General features: G+C 64.5%; 21 protein-coding genes. 12 read left to right on the forward strand and 9 right to left on the reverse strand.

Going from position 1 to position 24383, the window contains the following annotated elements:
• Nucleotides 1-203: 203 nt before the first annotated feature.
• Both ACIPV6_RS12100 and ACIPV6_RS12105 read left to right on the forward strand, forming a co-directional pair.
• Entirely contained in the window at nt 204-1208 is a 1005-nt protein-coding gene (locus ACIPV6_RS12100) for an aldo/keto reductase (protein WP_400271114.1), read from the forward strand.
• Nucleotides 1209-1212: 4 nt separating this feature from the next.
• Entirely contained in the window at nt 1213-1863 is a 651-nt protein-coding gene (locus ACIPV6_RS12105) for an MBL fold metallo-hydrolase (RefSeq protein WP_400271115.1), read from the forward strand.
• A gap of 183 nt (nt 1864-2046) precedes the next feature.
• Here ACIPV6_RS12105 and ACIPV6_RS12110 read toward each other — a convergent pair whose 3' ends face one another.
• Nucleotides 2047-3789, reverse strand: coding sequence for a DEAD/DEAH box helicase (locus ACIPV6_RS12110; RefSeq protein ID WP_400271116.1), 1743 nt, complete (start codon nt 3787-3789; stop codon nt 2047-2049).
• A gap of 328 nt (nt 3790-4117) precedes the next feature.
• Nucleotides 4118-5518 carry an MFS transporter gene (locus ACIPV6_RS12115; protein ID WP_400271117.1) on the reverse strand — a complete coding sequence of 467 codons (1401 nt, stop codon included), beginning with the start codon at nt 5516-5518 and terminating at the stop codon, nt 4118-4120.
• A gap of 63 nt (nt 5519-5581) precedes the next feature.
• Here ACIPV6_RS12115 and soxR point away from each other — a divergent pair, with 63 nt between their 5' ends.
• Complete coding sequence (soxR, locus tag ACIPV6_RS12120) at nt 5582-6043, forward strand: redox-sensitive transcriptional activator SoxR (RefSeq protein WP_397323528.1); 462 nt, start codon at nt 5582-5584, stop codon at nt 6041-6043.
• Between the two features lie 111 nt (nt 6044-6154).
• Nucleotides 6155-6916, forward strand: a complete 762-nt coding sequence (locus tag ACIPV6_RS12125) for an SAM-dependent methyltransferase (RefSeq protein ID WP_400271118.1) — start codon at nt 6155-6157, stop codon at nt 6914-6916.
• A gap of 122 nt (nt 6917-7038) precedes the next feature.
• Here the strand turns inward: ACIPV6_RS12125 and ACIPV6_RS12130 are convergent, their stop codons facing one another.
• A complete protein-coding gene (locus ACIPV6_RS12130) occupies nt 7039-8076 on the reverse strand; it encodes an Lrp/AsnC family transcriptional regulator (protein ID WP_400271119.1) in 1038 nt (345 codons plus the stop codon).
• Between the two features lie 139 nt (nt 8077-8215).
• On the opposite strand from ACIPV6_RS12130, the gene ACIPV6_RS12135 reads away from it, so the two are divergent.
• Both ACIPV6_RS12135 and ACIPV6_RS12140 read left to right on the forward strand, forming a co-directional pair.
• Entirely contained in the window at nt 8216-9433 is a 1218-nt protein-coding gene (locus ACIPV6_RS12135) for a M20 family metallopeptidase (RefSeq protein WP_400271120.1), read from the forward strand.
• 25 nt (nt 9434-9458) lie between these two features.
• Nucleotides 9459-10751 carry an MFS transporter gene (locus ACIPV6_RS12140; RefSeq protein WP_400271121.1) on the forward strand — a complete coding sequence of 431 codons (1293 nt, stop codon included), beginning with the start codon at nt 9459-9461 and terminating at the stop codon, nt 10749-10751.
• Between the two features lie 71 nt (nt 10752-10822).
• Here ACIPV6_RS12140 and ACIPV6_RS12145 read toward each other — a convergent pair whose 3' ends face one another.
• Nucleotides 10823-12079: an MFS transporter gene (locus ACIPV6_RS12145; RefSeq protein WP_400271261.1), complete on the reverse strand. Its 1257-nt coding sequence runs from the start codon at nt 12077-12079 to the stop codon at nt 10823-10825.
• A gap of 700 nt (nt 12080-12779) precedes the next feature.
• On the opposite strand from ACIPV6_RS12145, the gene trmB reads away from it, so the two are divergent.
• The 3 genes from trmB to ACIPV6_RS12160 are packed head-to-tail and all read left to right on the forward strand — an operon-like array spanning nt 12780 to nt 14589.
• Nucleotides 12780-13685, forward strand: coding sequence for a tRNA (guanosine(46)-N7)-methyltransferase TrmB (gene trmB, locus ACIPV6_RS12150; protein ID WP_400271122.1), 906 nt, complete (start codon nt 12780-12782; stop codon nt 13683-13685).
• Between the two features lie 21 nt (nt 13686-13706).
• A complete protein-coding gene (locus tag ACIPV6_RS12155; RefSeq protein ID WP_400271123.1) occupies nt 13707-14099 on the forward strand; it encodes a hypothetical protein in 393 nt (130 codons plus the stop codon).
• Between the two features lies 1 nt (nt 14100).
• The gene (locus ACIPV6_RS12160; RefSeq protein WP_400271124.1) at nt 14101-14589 is read left to right on the forward strand and encodes a type II toxin-antitoxin system RatA family toxin; all 489 of its coding nucleotides are present in this window, start codon (nt 14101-14103) and stop codon (nt 14587-14589) included.
• On the opposite strand, the gene ACIPV6_RS12165 is transcribed toward ACIPV6_RS12160, so the two are convergent.
• Together ACIPV6_RS12165 and ACIPV6_RS12170 are read right to left on the reverse strand one after the other, a co-directional pair.
• Nucleotides 14572-15234 carry an anti-sigma factor family protein gene (locus ACIPV6_RS12165; RefSeq protein ID WP_400271125.1) on the reverse strand — a complete coding sequence of 221 codons (663 nt, stop codon included), beginning with the start codon at nt 15232-15234 and terminating at the stop codon, nt 14572-14574. The two genes, ACIPV6_RS12160 and ACIPV6_RS12165, sit on opposite strands and share 18 nt — an antisense overlap.
• Nucleotides 15231-15728 (reverse strand): sigma-70 family RNA polymerase sigma factor, encoded by a 498-nt coding sequence (locus ACIPV6_RS12170; RefSeq protein WP_400271126.1) that lies wholly within the window; start codon nt 15726-15728, stop codon nt 15231-15233. Before ACIPV6_RS12170 ends, ACIPV6_RS12165 begins: the two co-directional genes overlap by 4 nt.
• A gap of 134 nt (nt 15729-15862) precedes the next feature.
• Between ACIPV6_RS12170 and ACIPV6_RS12175 the strand changes: the two genes are divergently transcribed.
• Entirely contained in the window at nt 15863-16384 is a 522-nt protein-coding gene (locus ACIPV6_RS12175) for a hypothetical protein (protein ID WP_400271127.1), read from the forward strand.
• Nucleotides 16385-17134: 750 nt separating this feature from the next.
• Entirely contained in the window at nt 17135-17335 is a 201-nt protein-coding gene (locus ACIPV6_RS12180; protein ID WP_400271128.1) for a hypothetical protein, read from the forward strand.
• Between the two features lie 186 nt (nt 17336-17521).
• On the opposite strand, the gene ACIPV6_RS12185 is transcribed toward ACIPV6_RS12180, so the two are convergent.
• A complete protein-coding gene (locus ACIPV6_RS12185; protein WP_400271129.1) occupies nt 17522-18370 on the reverse strand; it encodes a hypothetical protein in 849 nt (282 codons plus the stop codon).
• A 165-nt stretch (nt 18371-18535) separates the two neighbouring features.
• Between ACIPV6_RS12185 and ACIPV6_RS12190 the strand changes: the two genes are divergently transcribed.
• The gene (locus tag ACIPV6_RS12190; RefSeq protein WP_400271130.1) at nt 18536-21946 is read left to right on the forward strand and encodes an SNF2-related protein; all 3411 of its coding nucleotides are present in this window, start codon (nt 18536-18538) and stop codon (nt 21944-21946) included.
• A 465-nt stretch (nt 21947-22411) separates the two neighbouring features.
• Here the strand turns inward: ACIPV6_RS12190 and ACIPV6_RS12195 are convergent, their stop codons facing one another.
• Complete coding sequence (locus ACIPV6_RS12195) at nt 22412-23587, reverse strand: MFS transporter (protein WP_400271131.1); 1176 nt, start codon at nt 23585-23587, stop codon at nt 22412-22414.
• On the reverse strand, nt 23584-24249 hold the full coding sequence (locus tag ACIPV6_RS12200; protein WP_400271132.1) for a GntR family transcriptional regulator: 666 nt from the start codon (nt 24247-24249) through the stop codon (nt 23584-23586). The genes ACIPV6_RS12195 and ACIPV6_RS12200 overlap by 4 nt, the downstream gene beginning before the upstream one ends.
• Between the last annotated feature and the right edge of the window lie 134 nt (nt 24250-24383).

A 24383-nucleotide genomic window follows, 5' to 3' on the forward strand; every position in this document is an offset into this window, starting at 1 on the left:
GAGAGCGGGCGAGGCCCGGCGAGAGCGGGCGAGGCCCGGCGAGAGCGGGCGAGGCCCGGCGAGAGCGGGCGAGGCCCGGCGAGAGCGGGCGAGGCCCGGCGAGAGCGGGCGAGGCCGGGCGGTGCTCACATGAGACGCAGGAATACCCCAGCGCGCCCTCGGGTTCACGCCTTCAAGAGCACCCGAACGCATTGGAGATCTTCATGAACGCAGTTCAACTCGGCGACGGCCTTACCGTGAGCCCACTCGGATTTGGCGGCATGGCGCTCACCCCGGTCTACGGCGGCATCGAGCCTGAGGAGGGCTTGAAAACCCTCCGGCACGCGGTGGATGCCGGTATCACGTTCATCGACACTGCCGATGTCTATGGCGCGGGAAGCAATGAAGAACTTGTAGGCAAGCTCCTCAAGGAACGCCGCGACGAGATCCAGTTGGCCACCAAATTCGGAATCGAGGGCAACCCCGCGGACGGATACACGGGCGTCCGCGGGGATGCTCCCTACGTCAAGCAGGCAGCGGAAGCGAGCCTCCGCCGCCTGGACACTGACGTCATTGACCTCTACTACCTGCACCGCCGCGACCTCCGCGTTCCGATTGTGGAAACCGTGGAGGCCATGGCGGAGCTGGTCCGTGAGGGCAAGGTCCGGTACCTCGGCCTGTCCGAAGTGACAGCCGAGGAACTCCGGCAAGCACATGCCGTGCATCCCATTGCCGCGGTCCAGAGCGAATGGTCCATCTGGAGCCGGGATGTTGAACAGCATGTTGTTCCTGCAGCCAAGGAACTGGGGGTTGGCTTTGTGCCATATTCACCGCTGGGCCGCGGGTTCCTCACGGGAACCGTAAGCGCCAGCGACTTGGGCGATAACGACTTCCGACACAAGATCCCGCGCTTCGGCGAAGGTGCCCTTGATGCCAACCAGGCCGTGGTGGCAGCGGTCCGCCACGTAGCCGGGCAACTGGACGCAACTCCCGCCCAGGTGGCCCTCGCCTGGTTGCTCAGCCAAGGCGATCGCCTCGGCATCCCCGTGGTTCCCATCCCCGGCACGCGCAAAACGCAGCGGATCGACGAGAACCTGGGGGCGCTGTCCCTGGAGTTGGGTGAAGCGCACCTGGAGGTACTCGACCAGGCGGCTGCCGCCGTCGTGGGTTCACGCTCTGCCGACCCCAACTGGGTGTCGCAAGGCCGCGAAGCCAACAACGTAGGCTGAATCCATGGACTCGCTTATTCACTCACTGCGTGAGGTCACCATCCGGAGCATTTCGGTCAGCGAAATGAACAACAATGTGTACCTGCTGACGTCCAAGTCGACCGGGGCGCAGTTGCTGATCGACGCCGCCGACGACCTTCCGGCCATCCAACAGCTTCTCGAGGACAGCGCGGCCGACGCGTCCGAGCCCACCAAACTGCTCCGGATCGCCACTACCCACCAGCACTGGGACCACGTGAGGGCACTCCCGGAACTGGTGAAGGTTGCCGGGGCTACCACCTCAGCAGGAGCGGACGACGCCGATGCGCTGCCCGTTCCGGTGGATGTCCGCCTTGGTCACGGCGACGTTGAGCGGTTCGACGACTTCGAGATCCGGGCGGTCCACCTGCGCGGGCATACGCCTGGGTCGATCGCGTTCGTCTACCAGGATCCGGAGGGGCCGGCCCACATCTTCAGTGGGGACTCGTTGTTTCCAGGCGGTGTCGGCAACACACAGAACGATTCCGCACGCTTCACGTCACTGTTGAACGACGTGACGGAACGGCTGTTCGACGCCTACCCGGATGACACGGTGGTCCACCCTGGACATGGGCTGCCCACCACCCTCGGTGCCGAGCGGCCACACCTGGAGGAGTGGCGCGCCAGGGGCTGGTGATCCCCACACTTGCGGGGCCTGCTCCGCGCGCCATTCCTTAGCAGGGCCCACGCCGCCCGGTTCCCTGACTGAGCTTGCGAAGTCAGGGAGGCGGCGGGGATGTTGAGCGGGCCTTCCAAAGCAGGGCCCACGCAGGCAGGGGTTCCCTGGCCGAGCTTGCGGGGCGAGGGAACCTGCGGGGACCTAGCGGCTGCGGCGTTCGTTCGACGCCGGAGCCGAAGCACGGCGCGGACCACTGCGGGCCGGACGACCCGAGCCGGATCCCCCACGACCGGAGTTTCCGGAGTTCCCCGAACCGTACGAGCCACCCGAAGTCCCGCCAGTGTTCGACGACCACACGGCCTTGTTTCCGCTGCTGCGCGTCGTAGTGGCCGAGGCAGAACGCGGAGCCGAAGCCGAACGCTGTCCACCGGTTGCCCGCTGGCCCGTTGCCGGACGACCGCTGCGGCCGTTCTGCCCCTGCGAGCCGGGAACGTCGTTGCGGTGCGTGGCACCCGACTTGCCGCGACCGCGGGAGTTGCGGGCGACGTCGTCGTTCATTGCCGCGCGGCGCTCGGCACGCGGGAGGTCCGTGCGCACCGGCTCGGCCGCGACCTTGCCGCGACCACCACGGCCACCGCGTCCGCCAGCGGTGGGTGCAGCCTGGCCGGAACGGCGGGCGCGCTTGCGCTGGGCGTTGGCTCCGGTGGACGTTCCGCCGCCCTGCTGGGGGAGCTTGGCCGCAAGCAGCGCGGCGCGGGTGCGCGGATCGACCTTGTCCGCGACCTCGCCCACGAGCTCGGCGACCAGCGGGGAGCTGGCGGTGACGCGTTCGAACGACACATCCACACCCGCTGCACGCATGAGCTTCTTGACGTCCTGCTGCTGGTCCGGGAGGGTCAGCGTGACCACGGTGCCGTCGGAACCTGCGCGTGCCGTACGCCCGGAGCGGTGCAGGTACGCCTTGTGCTCTGTGGGCGGGTCCACGTGGATAACGAGTTCGACGTCGTCAACGTGCACGCCGCGGGCTGCGACGTCGGTGGCCACCAGGACGCGCACGTCGCCGCTGGAGAACTCGGCAAGGTTGCGGTCGCGGGCGTTCTGCGACAAGTTTCCGTGCAGGTCCACGGCGGGGATACCGGCATCCGTGAGGGTCTTGGCGAGCTTCCGGGCGTGGTGCTTGGTGCGCATGAAGAGCACGCGGCGGCCTGCGCCGGAGGCCAGTTCGACGATGAGCTGCTTCTTGACGGTCTGGTCATTGACCACGAAAACGTGGTGTTCCATTGTGGTCACCGCGGCCTGCGGATCGTCCACGGAGTGGGTCAGCGGGTTGGACAGGTAACGGCTGACCAGCTTGTCAACGCCGTTGTCCAGCGTTGCCGAGAACAGCAGTCGCTGGCCCTGCTTGGGGGTCATGTCCATGAGCTTCTTGACCACGGGGAGGAAGCCCAGGTCCGCCATGTGGTCGGCCTCGTCCAGCACGGTCACCTCGACGGATTCGAGGGTCAGGATGCGCTGGCGGATCAGGTCTTCGAGGCGGCCGGGGCAGGCGATGACGATGTCGACGCCGGCACGCAGGGCCTTCTCCTGACGTGCCTGGGAGATGCCACCGTAGATCACTGTGGTGTTCAGGCCCATGGCCTTGGCCAGCGGCTCAACCGTGGCGTTGATCTGGGTTGCCAGCTCACGGGTCGGCGCGAGGACCAGGCCCATGGGACGGCCCGGCTTGCGGAAGTAGCCGGCTTCGCGCTCGGCCAAACGGGCTACGAGCGGGATGGCGAAGGCGATGGTCTTGCCGGAGCCGGTGCGGCCACGGCCCAGGACGTCGCGGCCTGCCAGCGTGTCCGGCAGGGTCTTGACCTGGATGGGGAATGCCTCTTCGATGCCGTTTGCAGCGAGGGATTCGACGATTGCCTTGGGCGTGCCAAGGGCAGCAAAAGTAGTCATGTACTTCATGTCTTTCGGGCGGTGTCCAGTGACGGACATCGGCCCCCGACGCCGGTTGGGCCAGGGGTTCGCCGAGGAAAAGTCAGGTGGTCTACCGGTTCGCTGCAGCAGCGTTGGCCGGGACCAAATGGAACGCGTTCATCGACGCAGGATGTGCCTCTCACATGAAAAATGCCCTGCATTGCGCTCTTGCGAGCGAACATTCAGGGCGTCACCGCACATCAAGTGATCCCATTCTAGCAGTGTTTGAGGGCCACCCCTTGCAGCGGGCCCCCAACTGGGGGACAGCAAACGTTCTTCTGAGCCCTCAGTGCGACGTTTGCTGTCCTTAGTTGGGCTGGGTGAGGGAGAGCTCGGGTTCGCCGTCCCGGGCACCGGATGACACCGTGCGGGCGGCGACGCGCGGCGCCACCACCACCCCGACGACGGCGATGATCGCCGTCAGTGCGAAGACCGCCGCAAACGAGTCCGTCGTCGTAAATGCCGCGAAGACCAGTCCCGTAGCGGCGAGGGACAGCGCACCGCCGAGGGAATCGGAGATGGACATCGCAGCACTGTTGAAGCCTTGGTTGTCCGGGGTGGAGAGGGCAAGGGTCATGACGCTCAGCCGCGGGTACATGAGGCCCATGCCAAAGCCGGCGAAGAGCCAGCCGGCAATGGCGATTGCGGGCGTGAGGCTCAATGCGGCCGTAACGAAGGCAAGCGCAATGGCCGCGAGCACCAGGATGGCGCCCGTCCTCACGGCGTACGCGTCAGCCAACCGGGAACCAAGCCGGCCCTGCAAAGCAGAGGCGCCCGCCCAGGCCAGCGCCGCACCCGTGAGGGTCAACCCGGCGAAAGTTGGTGTGAAGGCGTAACGCTCGGTCAGCAGGTACGGCAGGTAAACCTCGGCACCAAAGAACGCCGCTGACGCGAGCCCACGGGACAGGATGACGCTGGGAAGCCCCCGCCGTGCCGTCAGGGTCCCGCGTGGAACCAGCGGACGCACGGCGATCAGCGCGAGGACAAGCGCGACGGCGGCAATCGCCACGCCGAAGCCAAGTACTTCCGCGGACAGGTTCAGTGCAAGGACAGTCAGTGCGGCCAGCGCTGCCCAACCAATGCGCCCGAATGCCCACGGCACGGGTTCCTTGGAGTCGGCAGACGCCATGCCACGCATGGCCGGCACCACCATGGCGAGCGCGGGAATAACCAGTCCCACCACGCCCAGGAACACCCAGTGCCAACTGCTCAACTGCGCCACTACACCTGCCGCGAAGGGGCCGACGAGTGACGGAACCACCCAGGACGCGGCGAAGGCGGCGAAGATCTTGGCGTGCAGGACCGGCGGATAGATCCGGGCCACCAGGACATAGAGGGCCACGGTCATAGCACCTCCGCCAAGGCCTTGGACCAGCCTGCCGAGTACCAGCATCGGCATGGTGCTTGCCGTGCCCGCGATCAACAGGCCCATCACAAACAATCCCACGGAGGCGTAAAGCGGTGCCCGGGGACCCCGACGGTCGGACCAGTTGCCCGCGCCCACCATGCCCATCACGCCCGTAGCCAAGGGACCGGCAAAAGCCAACGCGTACAGGCTGGCACCATCGAGATCCCTGCTGACCACTGGCATGACAGTGGTCACGGCGAGGGATTCGAAGGCACTCAGGAAGACGAGCGCGCACGTGCCCACGGTGGCCAGAAGGTAGGGACGGCGCAGAATACCGGCCGTTGAGGTGTCAGGGGTCATGCACGTTACCCTAGAACCTCAACTATAGTTGAGGTCAATTCACACGCCGCTGGAGGTTGGATCATGCCGCAGGTATCCGGCGACGCCCACCGGGCCCTCACCGTAGGTGAATTGTCCGAGCGCAGTGGCGTCTCGGCGTCGGCTCTTCATTTCTACGAACGCAACGGACTCATCAGCGCCGAACGCACCCCGGGCAACCAGCGCAGGTACGCCCGCGAGACGCTCCGACGGGTGGCGTTCATCAAGACATCGCAGCGGGTGGGCCTGCCGCTCAAGGACATCCGTGAGGCCCTGGATTCCTTGCCCAACAGCAGGACGCCCACCAAACGCGACTGGACCAGGCTCTCCCTGCGCTGGCGGAAAGAACTCGACGAACGGATCGCGGCGCTGCAGCACCTGCGGAACGATCTCGATGGCTGCATCGGCTGCGGATGCCTGAGCCTGAAATCGTGCACGCTGCAGAATCCCTCGGACGAACTCGGGGTTGGCGGTGCGGGCGCCCAGCGCTGGAACGCACCCAACTGACTGGCAGTTGTGGTTGCTCCCAAGGCTGAGAACAACCGCAAATGCCAGTCAATTTTGCCAGAACAGCAATAGGTGTTGCACGCCTTTGCCAGCGACCGGCACGCTTGGGTCATGGCTGAACACACTCACGACGGCGGCACCCACCAACACGCGCACACTCACGACGGCGGCACCCACCAGCACGCGCACACCCACGACGGCGGCGCTCACCAGCACGGCGACCAGCAGGGTCGCTTGAACCTCCACGAGGACGCGGACAACGCCGTGGACATGTGGGACGGCATTTACCGCGAGCGCCCGAAGATCTGGAGCGGCAACCCCAATCCGCAACTGGTGCTTGAAGTGGGCGGCCTGGAACCGGGCACGGCGTTGGACCTTGGCTGTGGCGAGGGCGGCGACGCGATCTGGCTTGCGAAGCAGGGCTGGACGGTCACGGCCATGGATGTCTCCGCCGTGGCCCTGGAACGTGGCACAATCCACGCAGCCGAGAATGGCCAGCAGGACCGGATCACGTGGCGGAAGCAGGACCTGGCCGAATGGATTCCCGAGCCGGTGTACCACTTGGTCTCTGCACAGTTCCTCCACTCCCCCTTGCTGCCGTGGCAGGACTCCACCGCAAAGGCAGCGGCTGCGGTTGCACCCGGTGGCACGCTCCTGATCGTTGGGCACCACCCTCATGGGCTTGCGCCTTGGGGTCATCACCACGAACCGGGAATGTTCTTCACTCCGGACGAGCTGGCGGAATCGCTCGGCCTGGAACAGGGGCCCTGGCTTATCGACGTGCTGGAAGCCCGGGAGCGGACGATCGACGATCCCGACGGCAACCCCGCGACCATCCTGGACACGGTCCTGCGGGCGACGAAGAAGGCCTAGCGCACCGGGAGCCGCCCGGCCTCGGGTCGCTCCGAACACCGCCGCGGCACTTGGCCTCCCGGAGCAATGCCAGCCCAAGCTTCGCCGGGCCGGGGCGCCCAAGCCGCGCTCCGGCGTCGTACCTAAACAGCGTCCGGCAGCAGTTCGCCGTAAGGTGCAACCACCGTTCCCGTAGCCGTCGAGTCCGGATTGAGCATCCAGCCGACGCGTTTGGCCGTGTTGAGCATGACCACGCTTTCCACGAGTTCCACGCCGGGAATGCGCTGCTGGATGGCGAGTTCCATTTCCATGACCTCGGCCAAAGTGCGGAGCCACATGATCATGGTGAAGTTGGTCCGACCCGTGGTGGAGGCGGAAAAGCGGACGTTCCTGATGGCGCGGAGCTCGGTGGCGGCGGCCTCGTGCTGGCCCGCAGGGACATTCGCGAACCATTGGACGGTGACGGGGTAACCGGAGAACTTCTGCGCGATCTCGCAGCGGAAGGACAGCATCCGGCTGGCGAGTACCCTGCCCAGTTGCCGCTGCACCGTGGCTGGGTGACGGCCCAGGGCGCGCGCAATCTCGGCGGCTGAGGCACGTCCGTCGCGGGCCAGGAACGGAATGAGGGCCAGGTGGCTTTCCGGGAGCGGGACCACGATGGCGTCTGGCGCCGAGGGGTTGGCCGACTCCGGCCCGGCGAGCGCGCGGATCGCTTGCTGCTCGGCCTTGCTCAGGACGTTGAGCCGCCAGGCGTAACCGCTCGTGTGGATCCGCGTGCAGAGGGACGTGTGGTACTTGGTAAGCCCGCGGACTTCCTTGAGCCGGGGCAGCAGGCTGGTGCTGAATTCGTCCAGATCCTGGGTGATCACCGTCAAGGTGAGGTCACGGTTGCTCGCGGCTTCCTCCACGGTGATGACCTCGGGAAGCTCGGCGACGGCAGTTGTGACCTGCGGCCGAAGGTCCATTTCGCAGTCAATGTCCACCATGGCCAGGCACATGTTCTTGGGGTCGCCCATGAGGTGGGCGGTGGTCCACGCTGCACCATTTGCCCTCAAACGGTCCCATCGCGCGGCCAGGGTGGTGGCGTGGACGCCCAGGACATCGCCGGCGTCCGACCAACTGATCCGCGGTGAAATCTGCAGCGCGTTGATGAGGCGCAGATCTTCTTCACTGAGTTCCATGGGTCTATTCTCCCGTACTCATGCATGAATCCTGTGATTTGTAAGATTCCATGCGTATTTCCAGATGTTTTCTGAATTGTGAATCAGGTCACCACAGAATGGCATAAGGAACCCGTAGCCGAGCACCACAGGAGAACACATGACCATCGCCGCCGACGCCAAGGAACTGCAGGAAGACATCGTTCGCCTCCGCCACGACCTCCACCGCGAACCGGAGATCGGCCTGCAACTCCCCCGCACGCAGGAAAAGGTGCTCAAGGCGCTGGACGGACTCCCGTACGAAATCACGCTTGGTAAGGACACGACGTCGGTCACCGCCGTTCTGCGCGGAGGCGCGTCCCACGCTTCGGCCGAGAAGCCGGTGGTCCTCCTGCGCGCCGACATGGACGGACTGCCCGTCCAGGAAACCACCGGTGTTGATTACACCTCGCGGCTGGACGGCGCGATGCATGCCTGCGGACACGATCTCCACACCTCCATGCTTGCCGGGGCCGCGATCCTGCTGGCAGAGCGGCGGGACCAGCTGGCCGGCGACGTTGTACTTATGTTCCAGCCCGGCGAAGAAGGCTTCGACGGTGCGAGCTACATGATCAACGAAGGTGTCCTGGATGCCGCCGGTCGTCGCGTGGACACCGCCTACGGCATGCACGTTTTCTCTTCGTTGGAACCGCACGGCCAGTTCGTCACCAAGAACGGCGTGATGCTCAGCTCCTCCGATGGCCTGGTAGTCACAGTTCTTGGCGCAGGCGGCCACGGCTCGGCGCCGCACTCGGCCAAGGACCCCGTGACTGCCGCCGCTGAGATGGTCACCGCCCTGCAGGTCATGGTCACCCGGCAGTTCAACATGTTCGATCCCGTGGTCCTCACGGTCGGTGTCCTGCACGCAGGCACCAAGCGCAACGTCATCCCGGAGACCGCCCGTATCGAAGCAACCATCAGGACCTTCTCCGAGGACTCGCGGCAGAAGATGATGGTTGCAGTACCCAAACTGCTCAAAGGCATCGCGTCGGCCCACGGTTTGGAGGTGGACGTGGACTATCAGCAGGAATATCCCCTCACCATCAACGACGAGGACGAGACGAACACGGCCGAAAAGGTCATCGCCGGAATATTCGGTGAATCCCGCCTCACCCGCATGGCCACTCCCCTGAGCGGCTCCGAGGACTTCTCCCGCGTCCTCGCCGAGGTTCCCGGAACCTTCGTGGGGCTCAGTGCCGTTGCCCCCGGCGCCGACCACTCGACGTCGCCCTTCAACCACTCGCCGTACGCAACGTTCGACGACGGCGTCCTCACCGACGGTGCGGCGCTGTACGCCGAACTCGCCGTTTCCCGCATCGCCACCCTTTCCGCCAACTAGCCCCACGGCCCCTTTGGAGAACCCCATGACCGCCACCGTTGGAACGTCCCCTGACGTCAAGGTCCACAAATCCCACCTGCGCACACTCGTGGGCACCGGCATCGGCAACGCCGTGGAATGGTACGACTGGGCCATTTACGCAACGTTCTCGCCGTTCATCGCCAGCGCCCTGTTCAGCACCTCGGACCCAACCTCGGCCGTCTTGTCCACGTTGGCGATCTTCGCCGTCGGGTTCGTGGCCCGGCCGTTCGGCGGCTTCGTGTTCGGCTGGATCGGTGACCGGATAGGCCGCAAAACCTCCATGACCATCGCCGTTGCCCTTGGCGCGGTTGGCAGCCTGCTGATCGGCATCGCACCCACTTTCGCTGCCGTTGGCGCCTTCGCATCCGTGATGCTGCTGGTGGCCCGCCTGATCCAGGGCCTCGCCCACGGTGGCGAGCTGCCGTCGTCGCAAACGTACTTGTCCGAGATGGCACCCAAGGAAAAGCGCGGTTTCTGGGCCACCCTCATCTACACCTCCGGCACCGCCGGCATCCTTGCGGGTACGTTGCTCGGCGCGATCCTCACGGCCGTCCTGAGCAAGGACGACATGAGTGCCTGGGGCTGGCGCATCCCGTTCCTGATCGGTGGCGCGCTGGGCATCTACGCCCTGATCATGCGCTCCAAGATGAAGGAAACCGAGGCGTTCGAAGCCGAAGCTCCCAAGGAGAAGCGTGCCCCCATGTGGCCGCAGATCGTGAAGTACCGCAAGCAGGCGCTGCAGGTCATCGGCCTGACCGTTGGGCTCACGGTGGTCTACTACATCTGGGGCGTCGTGGCACCGAGCTACGCAGCGACTGCCTTGAAGATGGACCGTGGAGCCGCGCTGTGGGCAGGGGTGATCGCGAATGTCATCTTCATCGCAGCCCTGCCGTTCTGGGGCAAGCTGTCCGACCGGATCGGCCGCAAACCCGTCCTGATCATGTCCTCCGCCGGCTCAGCGCTGCTCCACTTCCCCATGACGTGGCTGCTGAAGGACTCCCCGTGGCAGCTCGCGGTGACCATGTCAGTGATGTTGTTCTTCATCGCAGGAAGTGCCGCCATTGTTCCGGCCGTGTACGCCGAACTGTTCCCCACGCACATCCGCACTGTGGGCGTCGGTGTTCCGTACTCCATCTGCGTCGCTGCATTCGGTGGCACGGCTCCGTACCTGCAGACGTGGCTGGGCACCATCGGCCAGGGCTACCTGTTCAACGTGTATGCCGTGATCCTGTTGGCGCTGAGCATCGCGTTCGTGTTCACCATTCCGGAGACGAAGGGCAAGGACCTTACTGTCTAGGCTCTCCCAAGTAGGGGACAGCTCCTGTCGCTATGAGCCCTCATTGCGACAGGAACTGTCCCCTACTTGGGTTAAACGAAGCGGTCGCGGCCGGCCCGGTACCCGAAGAACGCCGCGAGCGAACCGACCACCAGGAACAGGATTCCGGCGGCCGCAAAACCACCTGTTGCCTGGTGAAGCTGGCCCACCATCAAGGTGCCCGTGGACCCCAGCCCATACCCGACGCCCTGCATCATTCCAGACAGGTGCGCAGCCGTGTGGGCATCACGGGTGCGGATCATGATCATCGTCAGGGCCACCGCCGTGAGCGAACCCTGACCCAGGCCAAGCAGCCCGGTCCAGAGCCAGATCAGCTCGGTTGGCCCGAAAATGCTGAGTGCGAAACCACCGCCGGTCATCAGCGCCACTACCGCATTGATGGCCCGCTGGTCCTTGAACCGTGTGGCCAGGGCCGGAGCAAACAACGAGCCCAACATCTGCAGCACGATAGAGACCGACACGATCAGGCCGGCCGTTCCGCCGTCCACGCCTCTCTCGCGCAAGATAGGCGCCAGCCACGCGAACACGCTGAACGACATCATCGCCTGCAGCACCATGAACGCCGTCACTTGCCACGCCACCGCGGAACGCCAGACGTTGACGCCTGACTTGGTTGCCTGGTGATGCACGGGGTGCTGCCTGATGGCCGGCGGCAGGAAAAGCAAAAGCACGACGGCGGCAGGCACCGCCCAGAACCACAGCGCCGAGGTCCAGTGGCCGGTTGCCGCAAAGACCGGATACGTGAAGCCCGCGCCGAGGGCCGCCGACGCGCAGATGGCCGTGGTGTACAGCCCACCCATGAGGCCCAACCGGTGCGGGAAGTCCCTCTTGACTACGCCCGGCAGGAGCACGTTGCACAGTGCTATTGCTGCGCCGCATGCAGCTGTTCCCACCAGGAGCGTTGGTACGTGGCCCGTTCCGGGGAGTTCGCTGGGCCGGATGAGGAGGCCCGCCGTGAGGACAGCCATGGCTCCCAAAAGCACCCGTTCAGCCCCGAACCTGCGGGCCAGGACCGGGGCAAGGGGTGCGAAGACACCGAGCAAGGTCACTGGCACGGTCGTCAGGACCACAACCGCCCAGCCCGGCAGACCGGCGTCGGACGTTATTTCCGGGAGGACGGCGGAAAAGCTGGAGAAGACCGTTCGCAGGTTGAGGCCGATGAGGATCAAGCAGACCGCCAGATACACCAGGCCGCGTTTGCCTCTTAGTGCGGTGGGGGCTGCGGCGGGATCGTCGTCGATCTCGGCATCCACCGCGACCTCGGGGAAGGGGCGTTTGTTCGCGGACATCTGTGGGCGCTGCGCTGACGCGGCGGGCTTCTCTGCGTTGGCGGGCGTCTGGGAGGAGGTCACACGTCCTATTCTGTCAGCCGCCTTCTCCTGTCCCGAAAGGGCGCTTCACCGGCACTATATGACTCCCGGGCAGTTTTCCACATACGGCCAATAGCACCTGTGGTCGTAAGTTCGCGCTCCATACCGTGGATGCATGAACCAGCCTCCTGCCCAGTCGTCCGGTCACTCCAAACGCTTGGAGCCGCAGCCAACTTCCTCGTTGATCCCGCCCTATCCATCACGGGGCCTGAACCACGGAATCGCAGGCCTTGTTGTCGGCCTCGCGATTCCGTTCGCCTTTTACGTAAGCCTCCCCTTCGGGCTATGGGCTGCTTTCCTCACCAGATCACCTACGTCATCAGGTCCACGGTGGTGGGTTGCTCCCCTCGTTCTCTGGCTCCTACCCACACTCTGCGCTGCAGGGGCAGTGGCGTTAGGAAGCCGATCACTGTGGCTGGCCCGCCGCCGTGGCCGCAACGGGCCAAGGACCAAAGCATGGAGATGGGGAATTGCTAGCTTCGTCATCGTGGGTCTCCAGGCCGCGCTGGTATTCGTTTGGTTCCTGGCCACACGTCGCTACATGGTCGTCTTTTGAGAACCCAGGCTCAAGGATCGTCATGCAGCCCGGTTTTGCGGGGCAACGTATTCTGGATAAGAGATGAGTGACACCCCAGAATCCCCGCGCCCAATTACCCCCGGCAGCCAGGCCTCCTTCGGAACCTACGGCGGCCGGCCGGTCAGCTTCGTGCGCCGCGGCACCCGTCTTCAGGGTCGCAGGCAGGCCGCCTGGGAAGAACACGCAGAGCGATGGGCCATCCAGGTTCCGCGGCACGTAGCCAACACCTCGGTGCACCCTGAATACGTCTTCGACGCCGAGGCAGTGTTCGGGCGCAAGGCTCCCCTGGTCGTGGAGGTTGGTTCCGGTTTGGGCGACGCAGTGGTCCACGCAGCGGAGCAGAATCCGGACAAGGACTTCCTGGCCGTGGAGGTCTACACCCCAGGGCTGGCCAACACCATCATCAAGATCAACAGCCGTGGACTGACCAACGTGCGCGTCGTCGAAGCCAATGCTCCCGAAGTCCTCGAATCCATGCTCCCTGCAGGATCCGTCAGCGAACTCTGGGTGTTCTTCCCGGATCCGTGGCACAAAGCGCGGCACCACAAACGCCGCCTCATCCAGCCGGCGTTCGCATCCGTTGCGGCGAAGGCCCTCGAAAAGGGCGGCTACTGGCGCATCGCCACTGACTGGTCCAACTACGCCGTCCACGTCCGCGAAGTCCTGGCGGGCTCCACGGAATTTGAGAACATGCACGACGGCGAGCGCAGCGGCGAGGAGAGCCCGCTGACGCAGGTGTGGCAATCCGGCGTCGAATCCGTGGTGGGAGGTGCGCCGGTCAAGGAAGGCCGCGCCCCTGTCAGCACGGAGCACACCGGCCCGAATGAGGGCGTTGACCAGGAGGGCGGCTGGGCGCCACGGTTCGAGGGCCGGATCCGGACCAGTTTCGAGAACAAGGCGCATGAAGCCGGGCGCATGATCTTCGACCTCACGTACCGCAAGATCTAGCGAACGGATTTCGGGGGAACCATGAGCTACCAACCGCCGGCTGATTATTATCAGCAGCCGCCACGGACCCGGACACTTGGGTTGGGCGCAGGGATCACGAGCATCGTGGCCGCGGTGCTTTCGCCGGTGGCCGCAGTGGTGAGCATACCCTTGGGAATCGCGGCAGTTGCTTCGCAGATCAGCCGATACAACCAAGGCAACGACGCATGGTGGGTGGGCGCACTGGCTTTCGCTGCTTTGGCAGTCCTCCTGGCCGTGGTGTCCATGGTTTCCGGATTGATCGCCGTGTTCCGGTCCGGCCGCATGAATGCCGGACGTGTCACGGGCATCATCGGACTGTCCATCATGGCCGTCAACGTGTTCGGCGTGGCATTTCTCGTGATCCTGCTGCTCGGTTCCGGGCAAGGGGTCTGACATGCCTCAGGTGCGCGCGGAGCGGTTCATTCGGCTCGACCCGGAAACGACGTTTGCCCTTTCCCAGACCACGGGTGCTTTCCGGCTCAAATGGGATCCGTTCATTTCGGCACAGTCCTTCGTTGACGGCGCCAGGAGTGCAGGCAAAGGGGTCCGGACCAGAACGGTGTCCCGGATGGGGCTGACGATGGTCACGGAGTACGTCTCCTACACACCACCCCGCAACGTGGGAATGACCATGGTGGCCGGGCCGTGGTTCTTCGACAACTTCGGTGGCGGCTGGCGGTTCACCCCTGAGGCCGACGGCACCCGCGCTGTCTGGAAGTACACGTTCTCCTGCAAGCCGGCCTGGCTGAAGCCATGGGCCGAGCGGATCGGGGCGAAAGTCCTGGGCCGGGAAATTGAACGACGCATCGAAGCATTCGCCAAGGCGTGCGAGGACCCGGCACTGGTGGCCGAGCTGCACGCCGCATCACGGCACGGAGATTGACGCCACCGTCTTATCCGAGTCGTCCCTCAACTCCACTCCCGCAATACCAGTCAGCTGCACCGGCGTCGCACCCGTGATCTTGATGCGCCCACTCGGCGTGGCCGTCCACCCGCACGTCCGTTCCTCGGCGCCGTCACGACCCTTCACCCACAGGTAGAGCGTCCCTTCCAGGGGCATGCTCCGGCCCTCAACGTCCAGCTCAGTCCCCCAGGTCTTCTTGACCATGCCCACGGTCAATTGCAGGCCGTTCCCCGACTCTACGGAATAGCTGGCATCAGGCTTCTGCGGCTGGTTCAGCAACGGACCGGCAAGGACACCCACAGCGAGGCACGCCGCAGCGACGGCACCTACAACAGCCGCCCACCGCCGTCGTGATTTCCGCCTGCGGGCCGACAGATCAACCAGGAGGGCCTGCGGAGCGGATTCCAGGGGTGTGAGTGGTTGGGTTCCGCCAGCAGCGGTGAGGGCGACGGCGTCCGCGGCCGGCACGGCGTCGAGCAGCGCGGGTAGGCTTTCGAGTTCCTCCAACTCCTTGCGGCACTCGGCGCAACGCGTGAGGTGGTCCTCAAAGGCGCGGGCCTCGTCCACTTCCAGACCACCCAGCAAGTAGGCCCCCAGCAATTGGTGGACGGATTCGCCGTTCATTTCTCCACCCCCATTTCATCAAGGATCGTTCGGAGGGCCTTCACTGCGTAAAAGGCCCGGGATTTCACGGTGCCAGCCGGAATATTCAGCTGCAGGGCTGCCTCCGTGACGGTGTACCGCTGGTAGTGCAGGGCCACAAGGACCTCGCGGTGTTCGTGGCTGAGCCTCAGAAGCGCCTCCTCCATGAGCACGCGGTTGAGGAGTTCGTCCACACGTTCTGTGGCGCCTTGGTCCGGGAGGCCATGCTCGCCCGTTTCCTTGGGGCGCCGCTGGGCTTTCCGGTAATTGTCGATGATCACGTTCCTCGCGGTCCTGAAGAGGTAGCTGCGCAGGCTGCCCGTGATCTGAGGGGCGTGCTGCCACACCTTCAGGATGGTTTCCTGCACCACGTCGTCCGCCAGATGCGCATCCGGCGTGCAACTCAGGACGAAGCGTTTCAGGGCCGTGCCGTGGTCGCGGTAGATCGCTGCCACCACGTCTTCGTCCAACGGCATAGCCATCTCCTTCGCTTGTCACCCCGTACGACGCGTTTTATGCCCCCGCGGTTCACCCTTGAACCATTCTTCACCCCACGGCGTCGTACGGGTTAGCGCCGACCCGTCCGGCCGGCTCGTCATAGGAGCTAGGGATGAAAAAGCAACTCAGCCTGGGAATCGGGGCACTTGCCCTCGTGGCCGCTTTGGCAGGATGCGGCGGGAGTTCGGGATCCTCTACGTCGGCGCCGCCGGCTTCTGCGTCTTCAGCACCGTCTTCCGCTACGGCTTCCAGTACTGCCGCGTCCGCAGAAATGAAAGTGGCTTCTTCCAGCGCCGGCCAGATCGTGGTGGACAGCAAAGGAATGAGCCTCTACTTCTTCACCAAGGACGTCAAGGACTCCGGAACCAGCGCTTGCACCGGGGCTTGCCTTGCGGCTTGGCCGGTATTTACGACGACGGCGGACGCCCCCACCGTTGACGGCGTCACGGGCACAGTGGGAACCATCGCGACGCCTGACGGGAAGAAGCAGGTCACGCTGAACGGGATGCCGTTGTACTACTACGCCAAGGACCAGGCCCCCGGCGACGTCACTGGCCAGGGCGTGAGCAACGTCTGGTATCTGGTGAGCCCGGCCGGCGAAATGGTCAAGGATGCCGCGACCACGGGGTACTGAGTCTGGTCCGGCTGCCCCGCCCGCGCCGGGTTCGCGGCAAACCCTCCGTTCCCCGCTGAGTTCGCGGAAAACCTGCCAGCATGCCGGAAATTCCGTACGAGCACCAACGGTCAGCGGAGGGTCGGACCGGGTGCAACACATGGACCTTGTCGTTGACGCCCCACAGAAACAACCCGTGGAGTCGTGCCGCAGACAGGTGGCTGTAGGTGAAAGCCCCGGTGGACGTTGTCAGGGTGCCGTGTGCGTGGGCAGCAATCCGTTGCAGGGCACGCTGGCGCGGACCCAAGGCATCCCAACGGCTGGTCCGGATGTAGCACCCGTACCTCAAGCGATGCAATTGCCCGGAGTCCAACAACGCTTTGATGCTTCGACTGTTGTGGCCCATGCCAAGCAACTGCTCGGTTCGCCACATGTTTCCGCGCGCAGGGAGTCCCCGAACTTTGGGAGATCTGGATGTTTCTGGCGGTGTGCTCATCTGCCCAGCATCGCCACACACCGGGGACCGGCAAAAGGCTGAAATGAGCCTATGTGGACAGTCACGGGTGCCTCAGGAACCGGGTTCGCTGGAAGCATGCCCACCGTCCGGAAACCTCCGCGCGATCAGGCAGTGTTCCCGCGAACCCGGCGCGGACAGCCAGAGCGGCAGCGTACGGTAAAAGAACGGCAGACGACGCCGACCATGAGTTGCCAGGGTAGCCGGCCCTCACCAGGTCAGAGTCGCTGGGAATGCAACACTACGGGGGAGAGAACGTGGCAGAAGGCGAGACCACCAGGAATCCGCAGAACCTGGGATTCCTGGCATTGCAGGAGTCGGCCTGGATCTTGGGTGCCATAGCCATGGTCATTAATGCTGGAAACCGTGGCTTTGACTGGGTCTGGATAGGCCTGCTTGTCTGCTGGCAAGCATCTATTGTCTGGGGCTTCGTCAAGCTGCGGCGGGCCAGGGCATGAGCAACGTCTGGTAATTGGTGAGCCCCAGCGCTAGATGGTGAAGGGGACGGCGACGACGGGCCACTGAGGTTGGTCTATGCCGGCACACCCCTCGCACCGGGTTCGCTGGAAACGAGCCAGTACCCCCGGAAACTTCCGGGGGTCCTGGCAGTGTTCCCGCGAACCCGGCGATGAGAACAGGGAAGCTTACGCCTCCACGAACTCGTCCGACTCCTCGAACTCCACGGCCGCGATGATTTCCTTGGTCTCCGGGTGGATCATGAAGGCCTCGTCTTCGTCCTCGATCATGATGTAGTCGCCGTGATCAGTGGAGAAGTGCCATGCGAGGATCTTCTCGCCGTCGTGCTCGTAGTTCGGGTCGCCCATGGTGATCTTCTCCAGGGAGTAGCCCGCAACGTCGCACAGTTCGCGGATGATGACCTCGAATTCGGGTGCGTTGGCGAGGGCCTCCTCCTCGGCCTCGGCCTGGCGCTCTTCAAGGTCAGGAATGAGGGCCACACGCTCGGCGATGTGTGCCTCGATTTCTTCGTCGTTCAGGACCAGAAGGCCGGGCTGGCTGCGGAGGTATTCGGCGTTGAGGTCCACAATGTCCTCTTCCTCCAGGAGTGACTCGAACTCTCCGTCGAGTTCATCCAGCAACGCCACCGATGCAGGCGTGGCCTCGGACTCGTCAAGCTCGCCATCGAGGTAGGCCTCGGCCTCGTCTTCGGACAACGCGTCAAAGGCAGCAGCGGTTCGGTTGAAAAGCTCCAGGTGCCGGGAAGCGCCGATTCCCACCAATCCGGCGCGGACAAAGGCATCCACTTCATCGCGCTCGGGAGCGGTGAACACGTATTGGGCAAACCCACCGGCGAGCGCCTGCGTCAGGTAGAAGTCAACAAAGTAACTGTTGAGCGCGGCCGGTGCGATTTCGTCGCTGTTGAGGAGCTCCGCGTACATCTCATTCACTACGTTGACGTTGGAATCCACTACGTCCCCATTGCCGGCTTCGACGGCGGTCTTGTTCAGGACGACGGGGTACTCGTTGGTAGTCATGGGAAATCCTCACTGCTGAAAGCTGATGGTGCTCCGGACACCTTCAACGTACGCGCGCGAATGGCGCCGCAAACGAGGTTGAGGTTAACGGTGGGCGAAGTTTGGGGGCCGCTCCGGGCTGACTAAGATTGAGCAGATAACCTCCTGCCGAAAGTAGCCGCCTGCATGCCGTCCCACCCCGATGACAATTGGGAACTGGCCATACAAACACCTGCCATTAACGACCGCTCCCTCGCGGCCGGGCTGGCCTATGCCATGGGAAGCCGCGTCACGGGGATCACGTTCGATTCGGCCACGGGGCTTCTCCTGGGCAAGGTCCGCGGCAACACACCGCAGCCTTATTCCACCTCGGCAAAACTCGTCCGCAAACCCAGCGGCTGGAGCTGCACGGTGGGCATTTGCAGCTGCCCGGTGCGCAAGGACTGCAAGCACGTTGCCGCCCTCCTCTTCACCGCTGAGGACCACCCGAGCATCCGCGCCCAGCTTTTGGCCCAGGCTCCCGGCATGCAAACAGCCCGCCCGGACCAGGCCGGCACCCGCCCGGCATGGGAACTCGCCCTCAACAGGCTGATCGCCAAGCCGGGTCCGACGCAAAGCCCCGCCGGGATCCAGCTCGCGCTGCAATTCGAAGTGGAGGAACCGGCAGCCCACTTCTCCTACACAGGCCGTCGCGACCCCGTGCGCAGCGTCCGGCAACTCAAGGTGCGCCCCATGATGATGGGTGCCAAGGGCAAGTGGATCCGTGGCGACGTGTCCTGGAACAACCTCAGCTACGTCAGCTTCCGCCGCGAGTTCAACGAAGCGCAGGTGGAGTGGCTGCAAACCTTCCTCGCCGCCCACGGCTCCCCCAACGGCCGACAGCAACCGTCCGGTGCCATGTGGCTCAGCCTGAACGACTTCACGGGCAAAAACCTCTGGGCACTGCTCGATGAAGCAACAAAGGCCGGAATTCCGCTGATTCACGCCGCTGGGAGCGAGCTTGTCCGCGTCGAGTCCCAACCCGCCGTCGTCGGTCTCAGCCTTGCCCGGCCCAGCGCGAACGGCACCACAAGCGGAAAGCACGACGGCGGCCTGCAGCTTGCGCCGTCGGTGACCGTAGGCGGGGAGGAGGTTGATGCCGGAACCGTGGGCTTCCTGGGCAAGCCGGCGAACGGGATCTTCTTCACGCAATCCGGGGCGGAAACGTTGCCCGGCGTGACGGCGCAGAAGAACCTGATCACCCTGGCTCCGATCGATGGCGGCATCAGCGACGAGCTCCTGGAGTTCGTCACTGATGGTTCCACACTGCAGATCCCGGCGGAGGACGAGAGCCGCTTCCTCACCTCGTTCTACCCGAAGCTTCGGCAGTCCACGCCCGTGCAGGCGGCTGACGAGTCCGTGGAACTGCCCACGCTGGCGGTGCCCACGTTGTCCCTCCTCGCCAATTACGGCAACGACCACAAGGTCCGGCTCCACTGGGAGTGGCATTACACCTCGGGAACGCTGGTCACGGCACAGCCTTTGTGGCGGCATCCCGATGACCGTGGCTACCGCGACGATGCCGCCGAGGCCCGCATTCTTGAATCGCTGGGGCACCCGTGGGAGACCGTTCCCGCCCTGGCAGAGTCCGCCACCGGGGGTTGGGGCGCGCCACGACTTACGGCCACCGCGGAACTGGGCGGCCTGGACACCCTCGCGTTCACCGAAGAGGTGCTGCCGGCACTCAGGGAACTGCCCGACGTCGTGGTTGAAACCTCCGGCGATATCGCCGACTACCGCGAGGCCGAAGAAGCACCGGTCGTCTCGATCTCCACCAAGGAAACGGCGAGCGGCGACTGGTTCGACCTGGGCATCGTCATCACCCTCGAGGGCGAACCGGTGTCCTTCGCCGCAGTATTCTCCGCGCTCGCCGCCGGACAAACGCGCATGCTCCTGCCCAGCGGCGCCCACTTCTCGTTGGACCTCCCCGAACTCCACCAGCTACGCGCGCTGATCGACGAGGCCCGCTCCCTCCAGGACAATCCGGACAACAAGGACGGCAGCCTGCAGATCAGCCGCTTCCAGGTGGGGCTTTGGGACGAGTTGGCGCAACTGGGGATTGTGGACGAGCAGGCGGCTGCGTGGCGGGAGTCGGTAGGTGGACTGCTCGACGACGGCGTGACCGGGCTGCCGCTGCCGGCCGGCCTCAACGCTGAGCTCAGGCCATACCAGCATGAAGGATTCAACTGGCTCAGCTTCCTGTACAAGCACAGCCTGGGTGGAGTGCTGGCTGACGACATGGGCCTGGGCAAGACCGTGCAGGCCATTGCGCTGATGTGCGCGGCCCAGGAGTTGGCCGTAGCCGGCGGAAACGACAGGGCGCCGTTCCTGGTGGTTGCCCCCACCAGCGTGGTCAGCAACTGGGCCTCCGAAGCGCAGCGGTTCGCTCCGGGCCTGGTGGTGCGCACCGTTTCGGAGACTTTCGCGAAGAGTGGCCTGTTGCCGTCGGAAGCGATGGCGGGTGCCGACGTCGTGATTACCTCCTATGCCCTCTTCCGAATCGACTATGAGGCCTACGCCTACTTCCAGTGGGCCGGGCTCATGCTTGACGAGGCCCAGTTCGTGAAGAACCACCAGTCCAAGGCGTACCAGTGCGCGCGAAAACTTCCAGCGCGGTTCAAGCTGGCCATCACGGGCACGCCTTTGGAGAACAACCTCATGGAGTTCTGGGCCCTCACTTCGATCGTGGCGCCCGGGCTGTTCCCGAGCCCCAAGAGGTTTGCCGAAAATTACCAGAAGCCCGTGGAGAAGAACGGTGACACGGCGCAACTGGGCAAGCTCCGCCGTCGTGTGCGTCCGCTCATGATGCGCCGCACCAAAGAGCAGGTGATCCAGGACCTGCCGCCCAAGCAGGAACAGGTCCTTGAGGTAGTGCTCAACCCGCGCCACCAGAAGGTCTACCAGACCCACCTGCAGCGCGAGCGGCAAAAGATCCTGGGGCTGATTGACGACGTCAACAAGAACCGTTTCACGATCTTCCAGTCGTTGACCCTGCTGCGGCAGCTGAGCCTGGACGCTTCGCTGGTGGATTCTTCCCTCTCCGCTGTCCGGTCATCGAAGCTGGATGTCCTGTTCGAGCAGCTCGAGGACATCATCTCCGAAGGACACCGCACCCTGATCTTCAGCCAGTTCACGGGGTTCCTGGGCAAGGTCCGCGAGCGGATGGATGCCGAGGGCATCGAATACTGCTACCTCGATGGCAGCACCCGGAACCGTGGCGACGTGGTGAGTGAATTCAAGAACGGCAACGCACCCGTCTTCCTGATCTCGCTGAAGGCGGGCGGGTTTGGGCTGAACCTGACCGAGGCCGACTACGTGTTCCTGCTGGATCCGTGGTGGAACCCCGCATCCGAAGCGCAGGCAGTGGACCGCACCCACCGCATTGGCCAGGCCAGGAACGTCATGGTCTACCGGCTGGTGGCCAAGGACACCATCGAAGAGAAGGTCATGGCGTTGAAGGCCAAGAAGTCGCAGCTCTTCGCGGATGTGATGGAAGGCGATGCCTTGGCGGGCGGTTCGTTGACGGCGGAGGATCTGGCAGCGCTGTTCGCGGAGTAGCCTGCCAACTGACTGGCAGTTGTTGTTGTTCTGAGCGCTCAGAGCAACCACTACTGGCAGTCAGATGTCTGGGCGGGGGACCTTCCGGACCGCCCTGATTTCTACGTCTTCCTCGGCGCCGAACAGTCGCCTGCCAACTCCGTTGACGTAGATCCAGACGCCAGTTCCGTCAGGCATGACGTCCTGTACCAAACCAGCCATTACCCCCCCCCCCCCGCAAAGTCGATCTCGACTTCGTCACCGGGCAGGAAGTACTCCCACGCCTTGTCACAACGAGTCGACAGGGTCTCCGGATCCATCATCCGGAACACTGTGCTCTTTTCCATGGCAAAGGCCCCCTCCACGTCTGCCTAATTAGCAGTGAAGGGTGCCTGCGGAAAATGACGGGCACAGCTGACTGGCAGTTGTTGTTGCTACGAGCGCTCATAGCAACCACAAATGCCAGTCAGTTGGAGAGGACATTGGTCAGTCCAGCCGCACACCCCGCAGCATCAGCATCGTCCCGCCAACAGCAACGGCAGAGGCCAAGAAGACACCGCCCGCGCCGAGCCCAACAGCAACCACACCGATGGCACTCGGCAGGACCACTTGGCCTACCCTGTTGCCCGCGAGCCGCAGTGCCAACGCCCGCCCGCGCTGCCCAGGTGGCGCCTGTGCGGAGAGCCAGGACATGGTGAGCGGTTGGCCAATTCCCAAACCGAGGCCAAGGAATGCCATGACAACGAACAGCAACCACTCCGGCATGGGAATCGCGGCAACGGCCAGGGACACTGTGGACACGGCCAGGCTGAGGATCAGCAGCTTCAACCGGCCCAGCGTCCGGGACACCCGGCCAAGCCCAAGCCGGGAAACCATGGAGAACACCGCCCGCACGGTCAGCATCAGGCCAACCGTGGCGGCGGTGATGCCGCGTTCGGCGCCCAGCGCGGGCAGATAAACAACAGTCAGGTCCACCACCGCCAACACCGTTGCACTCGTGGCGAGTGCACGGGCCACGCCGGGTGTCCGTAGCAGGGAGAAGGCGCTCCCCCGCGGCGCCTCGGTGGACCGTGAGGCACGTCGACCGCTGCTCACCCGGGAGGAAACAAGGAACGTGGTGCAGAACAGGACCAATCCCATGGCTACGGCCAGGATGAAGATCGCCTGGGTGTCCGGCCGAACGGATGCACCGCCAACAAGCGAAATGGCGAGCGGTCCCAGCGCCTGCCCCAACGACGCCGCGAACGTCAGGTAGCCAAAGGCTGAGTCGAGCCGCGAAGACACCGCGTTGTTCGCCACCACCGCCTGCTGCCCTACAACACAGGCCAACTGGCCCGCGCCCAGAAGCGCCGTTCCGGCGATCAGCGCCGCTAAGGACGACCCCCAAAACAGCAGGAAAGTTGAGCAAAGAAGAACGACGGCGGACCCTGCAGCCATGAGCCGACGCTCGCCCAGGCGATCCACCAGGTTGCCGATGGGCAGCGCCAGCAACAAGGGAAAAACGGCGTAGCTGGCCGCGAGAACACCGAGGGCAAAGGCAGGGACGTCGAGTTCAAGGGCCCGATACGTGGCGGCCGGCCGGACCAGGAACGTCACGGCCTGGATCAACGCAGAATGGACGAGGAGTGCCGTGGACGACCGTCGCCCGAGTTCGCCGATCATTCGACGTCGAGGCCCTTGACCGAGATCATGCGCACTGTCTCGTCCCGGGCTCCTATGACGTGGTCAAATGCGATCTTCGCCGCAGTGTCCGCGTCCTTCGCGGCCAAAGCGGCCACCAACCGGCGGTGGTCAGCCAAGGCTTCCTCACGCCGTTCCGGGGAGTTATTGGTGAAATATCGGTATCGTTCCACCTGACTGGCGATCTGCCCGTGGAAACGCAACGCCCAGGAGTTGCCGGCGATCGAGGCAATGGTGGCGTGGAGGGTGACGCCGTACTTCATGGCCTCGTCCGCGAAGCCCACCAGGGCAGCGTTGCGCTCAAGGATTCCCTGAAGTTTTTCGATGTCGGCCTCCGTTGCGCGGGCACACGCTTCCCGGGCCATGAGGGATTCAAGTGCGGCCCGCACGTCGTAGAGCTCGGAGATGGCAGTCGCATCAAGCAGTGGAACCAGCACACCGCCGGTGGGCTGTTGTTCCAGGAGGCTTTCGGAAATCAAACGTCGGATCGCTTCGCGCAGCGGCGTGCGGCTGACCTGCAACGCGGCTGCCATCGCGGGTTCGTAGATTCGTGTCCCGGGTTTGAGCTCCAGGTCCAGGATCTGCCGTTTGAGTTCCGTGTAAACGAGGTGCGCCCCGGTGTTACGAGGTTGAGGATCTGCCAAAAGGTGCCGCCAAGGAAAGTAGGTGTACTTGTATACATCTATACAGTTGTTGCCCGCACAAAAGCAACGCGGGGTCAGATACGGCCCACCCAGACGGCAAAAGGGGCCGTAGGTGACCCGCGTTGCAGTCGGAT

Origin of the sequence: Paenarthrobacter sp. NPDC089988 (assembly GCF_044748465.1) — a bacterium.
Lineage (GTDB): Bacteria > Actinomycetota > Actinomycetes > Actinomycetales > Micrococcaceae > Arthrobacter.

Bases quoted from the DNA above. Each gene is read 5' to 3' on its own strand.
- ACIPV6_RS12100 (WP_400271114.1), top strand. From the start codon at position 204: ATGAACGCAGTTCAACTCGGCGACGGCCTTACCGTGAGCCCACTCGGA.
- ACIPV6_RS12105 (WP_400271115.1), top strand. From the start codon at position 1,213: ATGGACTCGCTTATTCACTCACTGCGTGAGGTCACCATCCGGAGCATT.
- ACIPV6_RS12110 (WP_400271116.1), bottom strand. From the start codon at position 3,789: ATGACTACTTTTGCTGCCCTTGGCACGCCCAAGGCAATCGTCGAATCC.
- ACIPV6_RS12115 (WP_400271117.1), bottom strand. From the start codon at position 5,518: ATGACCCCTGACACCTCAACGGCCGGTATTCTGCGCCGTCCCTACCTT.
- soxR (WP_397323528.1), top strand. From the start codon at position 5,582: ATGCCGCAGGTATCCGGCGACGCCCACCGGGCCCTCACCGTAGGTGAA.
- ACIPV6_RS12125 (WP_400271118.1), top strand. From the start codon at position 6,155: ATGGCTGAACACACTCACGACGGCGGCACCCACCAACACGCGCACACT.
- ACIPV6_RS12130 (WP_400271119.1), bottom strand. From the start codon at position 8,076: ATGGAACTCAGTGAAGAAGATCTGCGCCTCATCAACGCGCTGCAGATT.
- ACIPV6_RS12135 (WP_400271120.1), top strand. From the start codon at position 8,216: ATGACCATCGCCGCCGACGCCAAGGAACTGCAGGAAGACATCGTTCGC.
- ACIPV6_RS12140 (WP_400271121.1), top strand. From the start codon at position 9,459: ATGACCGCCACCGTTGGAACGTCCCCTGACGTCAAGGTCCACAAATCC.
- ACIPV6_RS12145 (WP_400271261.1), bottom strand. From the start codon at position 12,079: ATGTCCGCGAACAAACGCCCCTTCCCCGAGGTCGCGGTGGATGCCGAG.
- trmB (WP_400271122.1), top strand. From the start codon at position 12,780: ATGAGTGACACCCCAGAATCCCCGCGCCCAATTACCCCCGGCAGCCAG.
- ACIPV6_RS12155 (WP_400271123.1), top strand. From the start codon at position 13,707: ATGAGCTACCAACCGCCGGCTGATTATTATCAGCAGCCGCCACGGACC.
- ACIPV6_RS12160 (WP_400271124.1), top strand. From the start codon at position 14,101: ATGCCTCAGGTGCGCGCGGAGCGGTTCATTCGGCTCGACCCGGAAACG.
- ACIPV6_RS12165 (WP_400271125.1), bottom strand. From the start codon at position 15,234: ATGAACGGCGAATCCGTCCACCAATTGCTGGGGGCCTACTTGCTGGGT.
- ACIPV6_RS12170 (WP_400271126.1), bottom strand. From the start codon at position 15,728: ATGCCGTTGGACGAAGACGTGGTGGCAGCGATCTACCGCGACCACGGC.
- ACIPV6_RS12175 (WP_400271127.1), top strand. From the start codon at position 15,863: ATGAAAAAGCAACTCAGCCTGGGAATCGGGGCACTTGCCCTCGTGGCC.
- ACIPV6_RS12185 (WP_400271129.1), bottom strand. From the start codon at position 18,370: ATGACTACCAACGAGTACCCCGTCGTCCTGAACAAGACCGCCGTCGAA.
- ACIPV6_RS12190 (WP_400271130.1), top strand. From the start codon at position 18,536: ATGCCGTCCCACCCCGATGACAATTGGGAACTGGCCATACAAACACCT.
- ACIPV6_RS12195 (WP_400271131.1), bottom strand. From the start codon at position 23,587: ATGATCGGCGAACTCGGGCGACGGTCGTCCACGGCACTCCTCGTCCAT.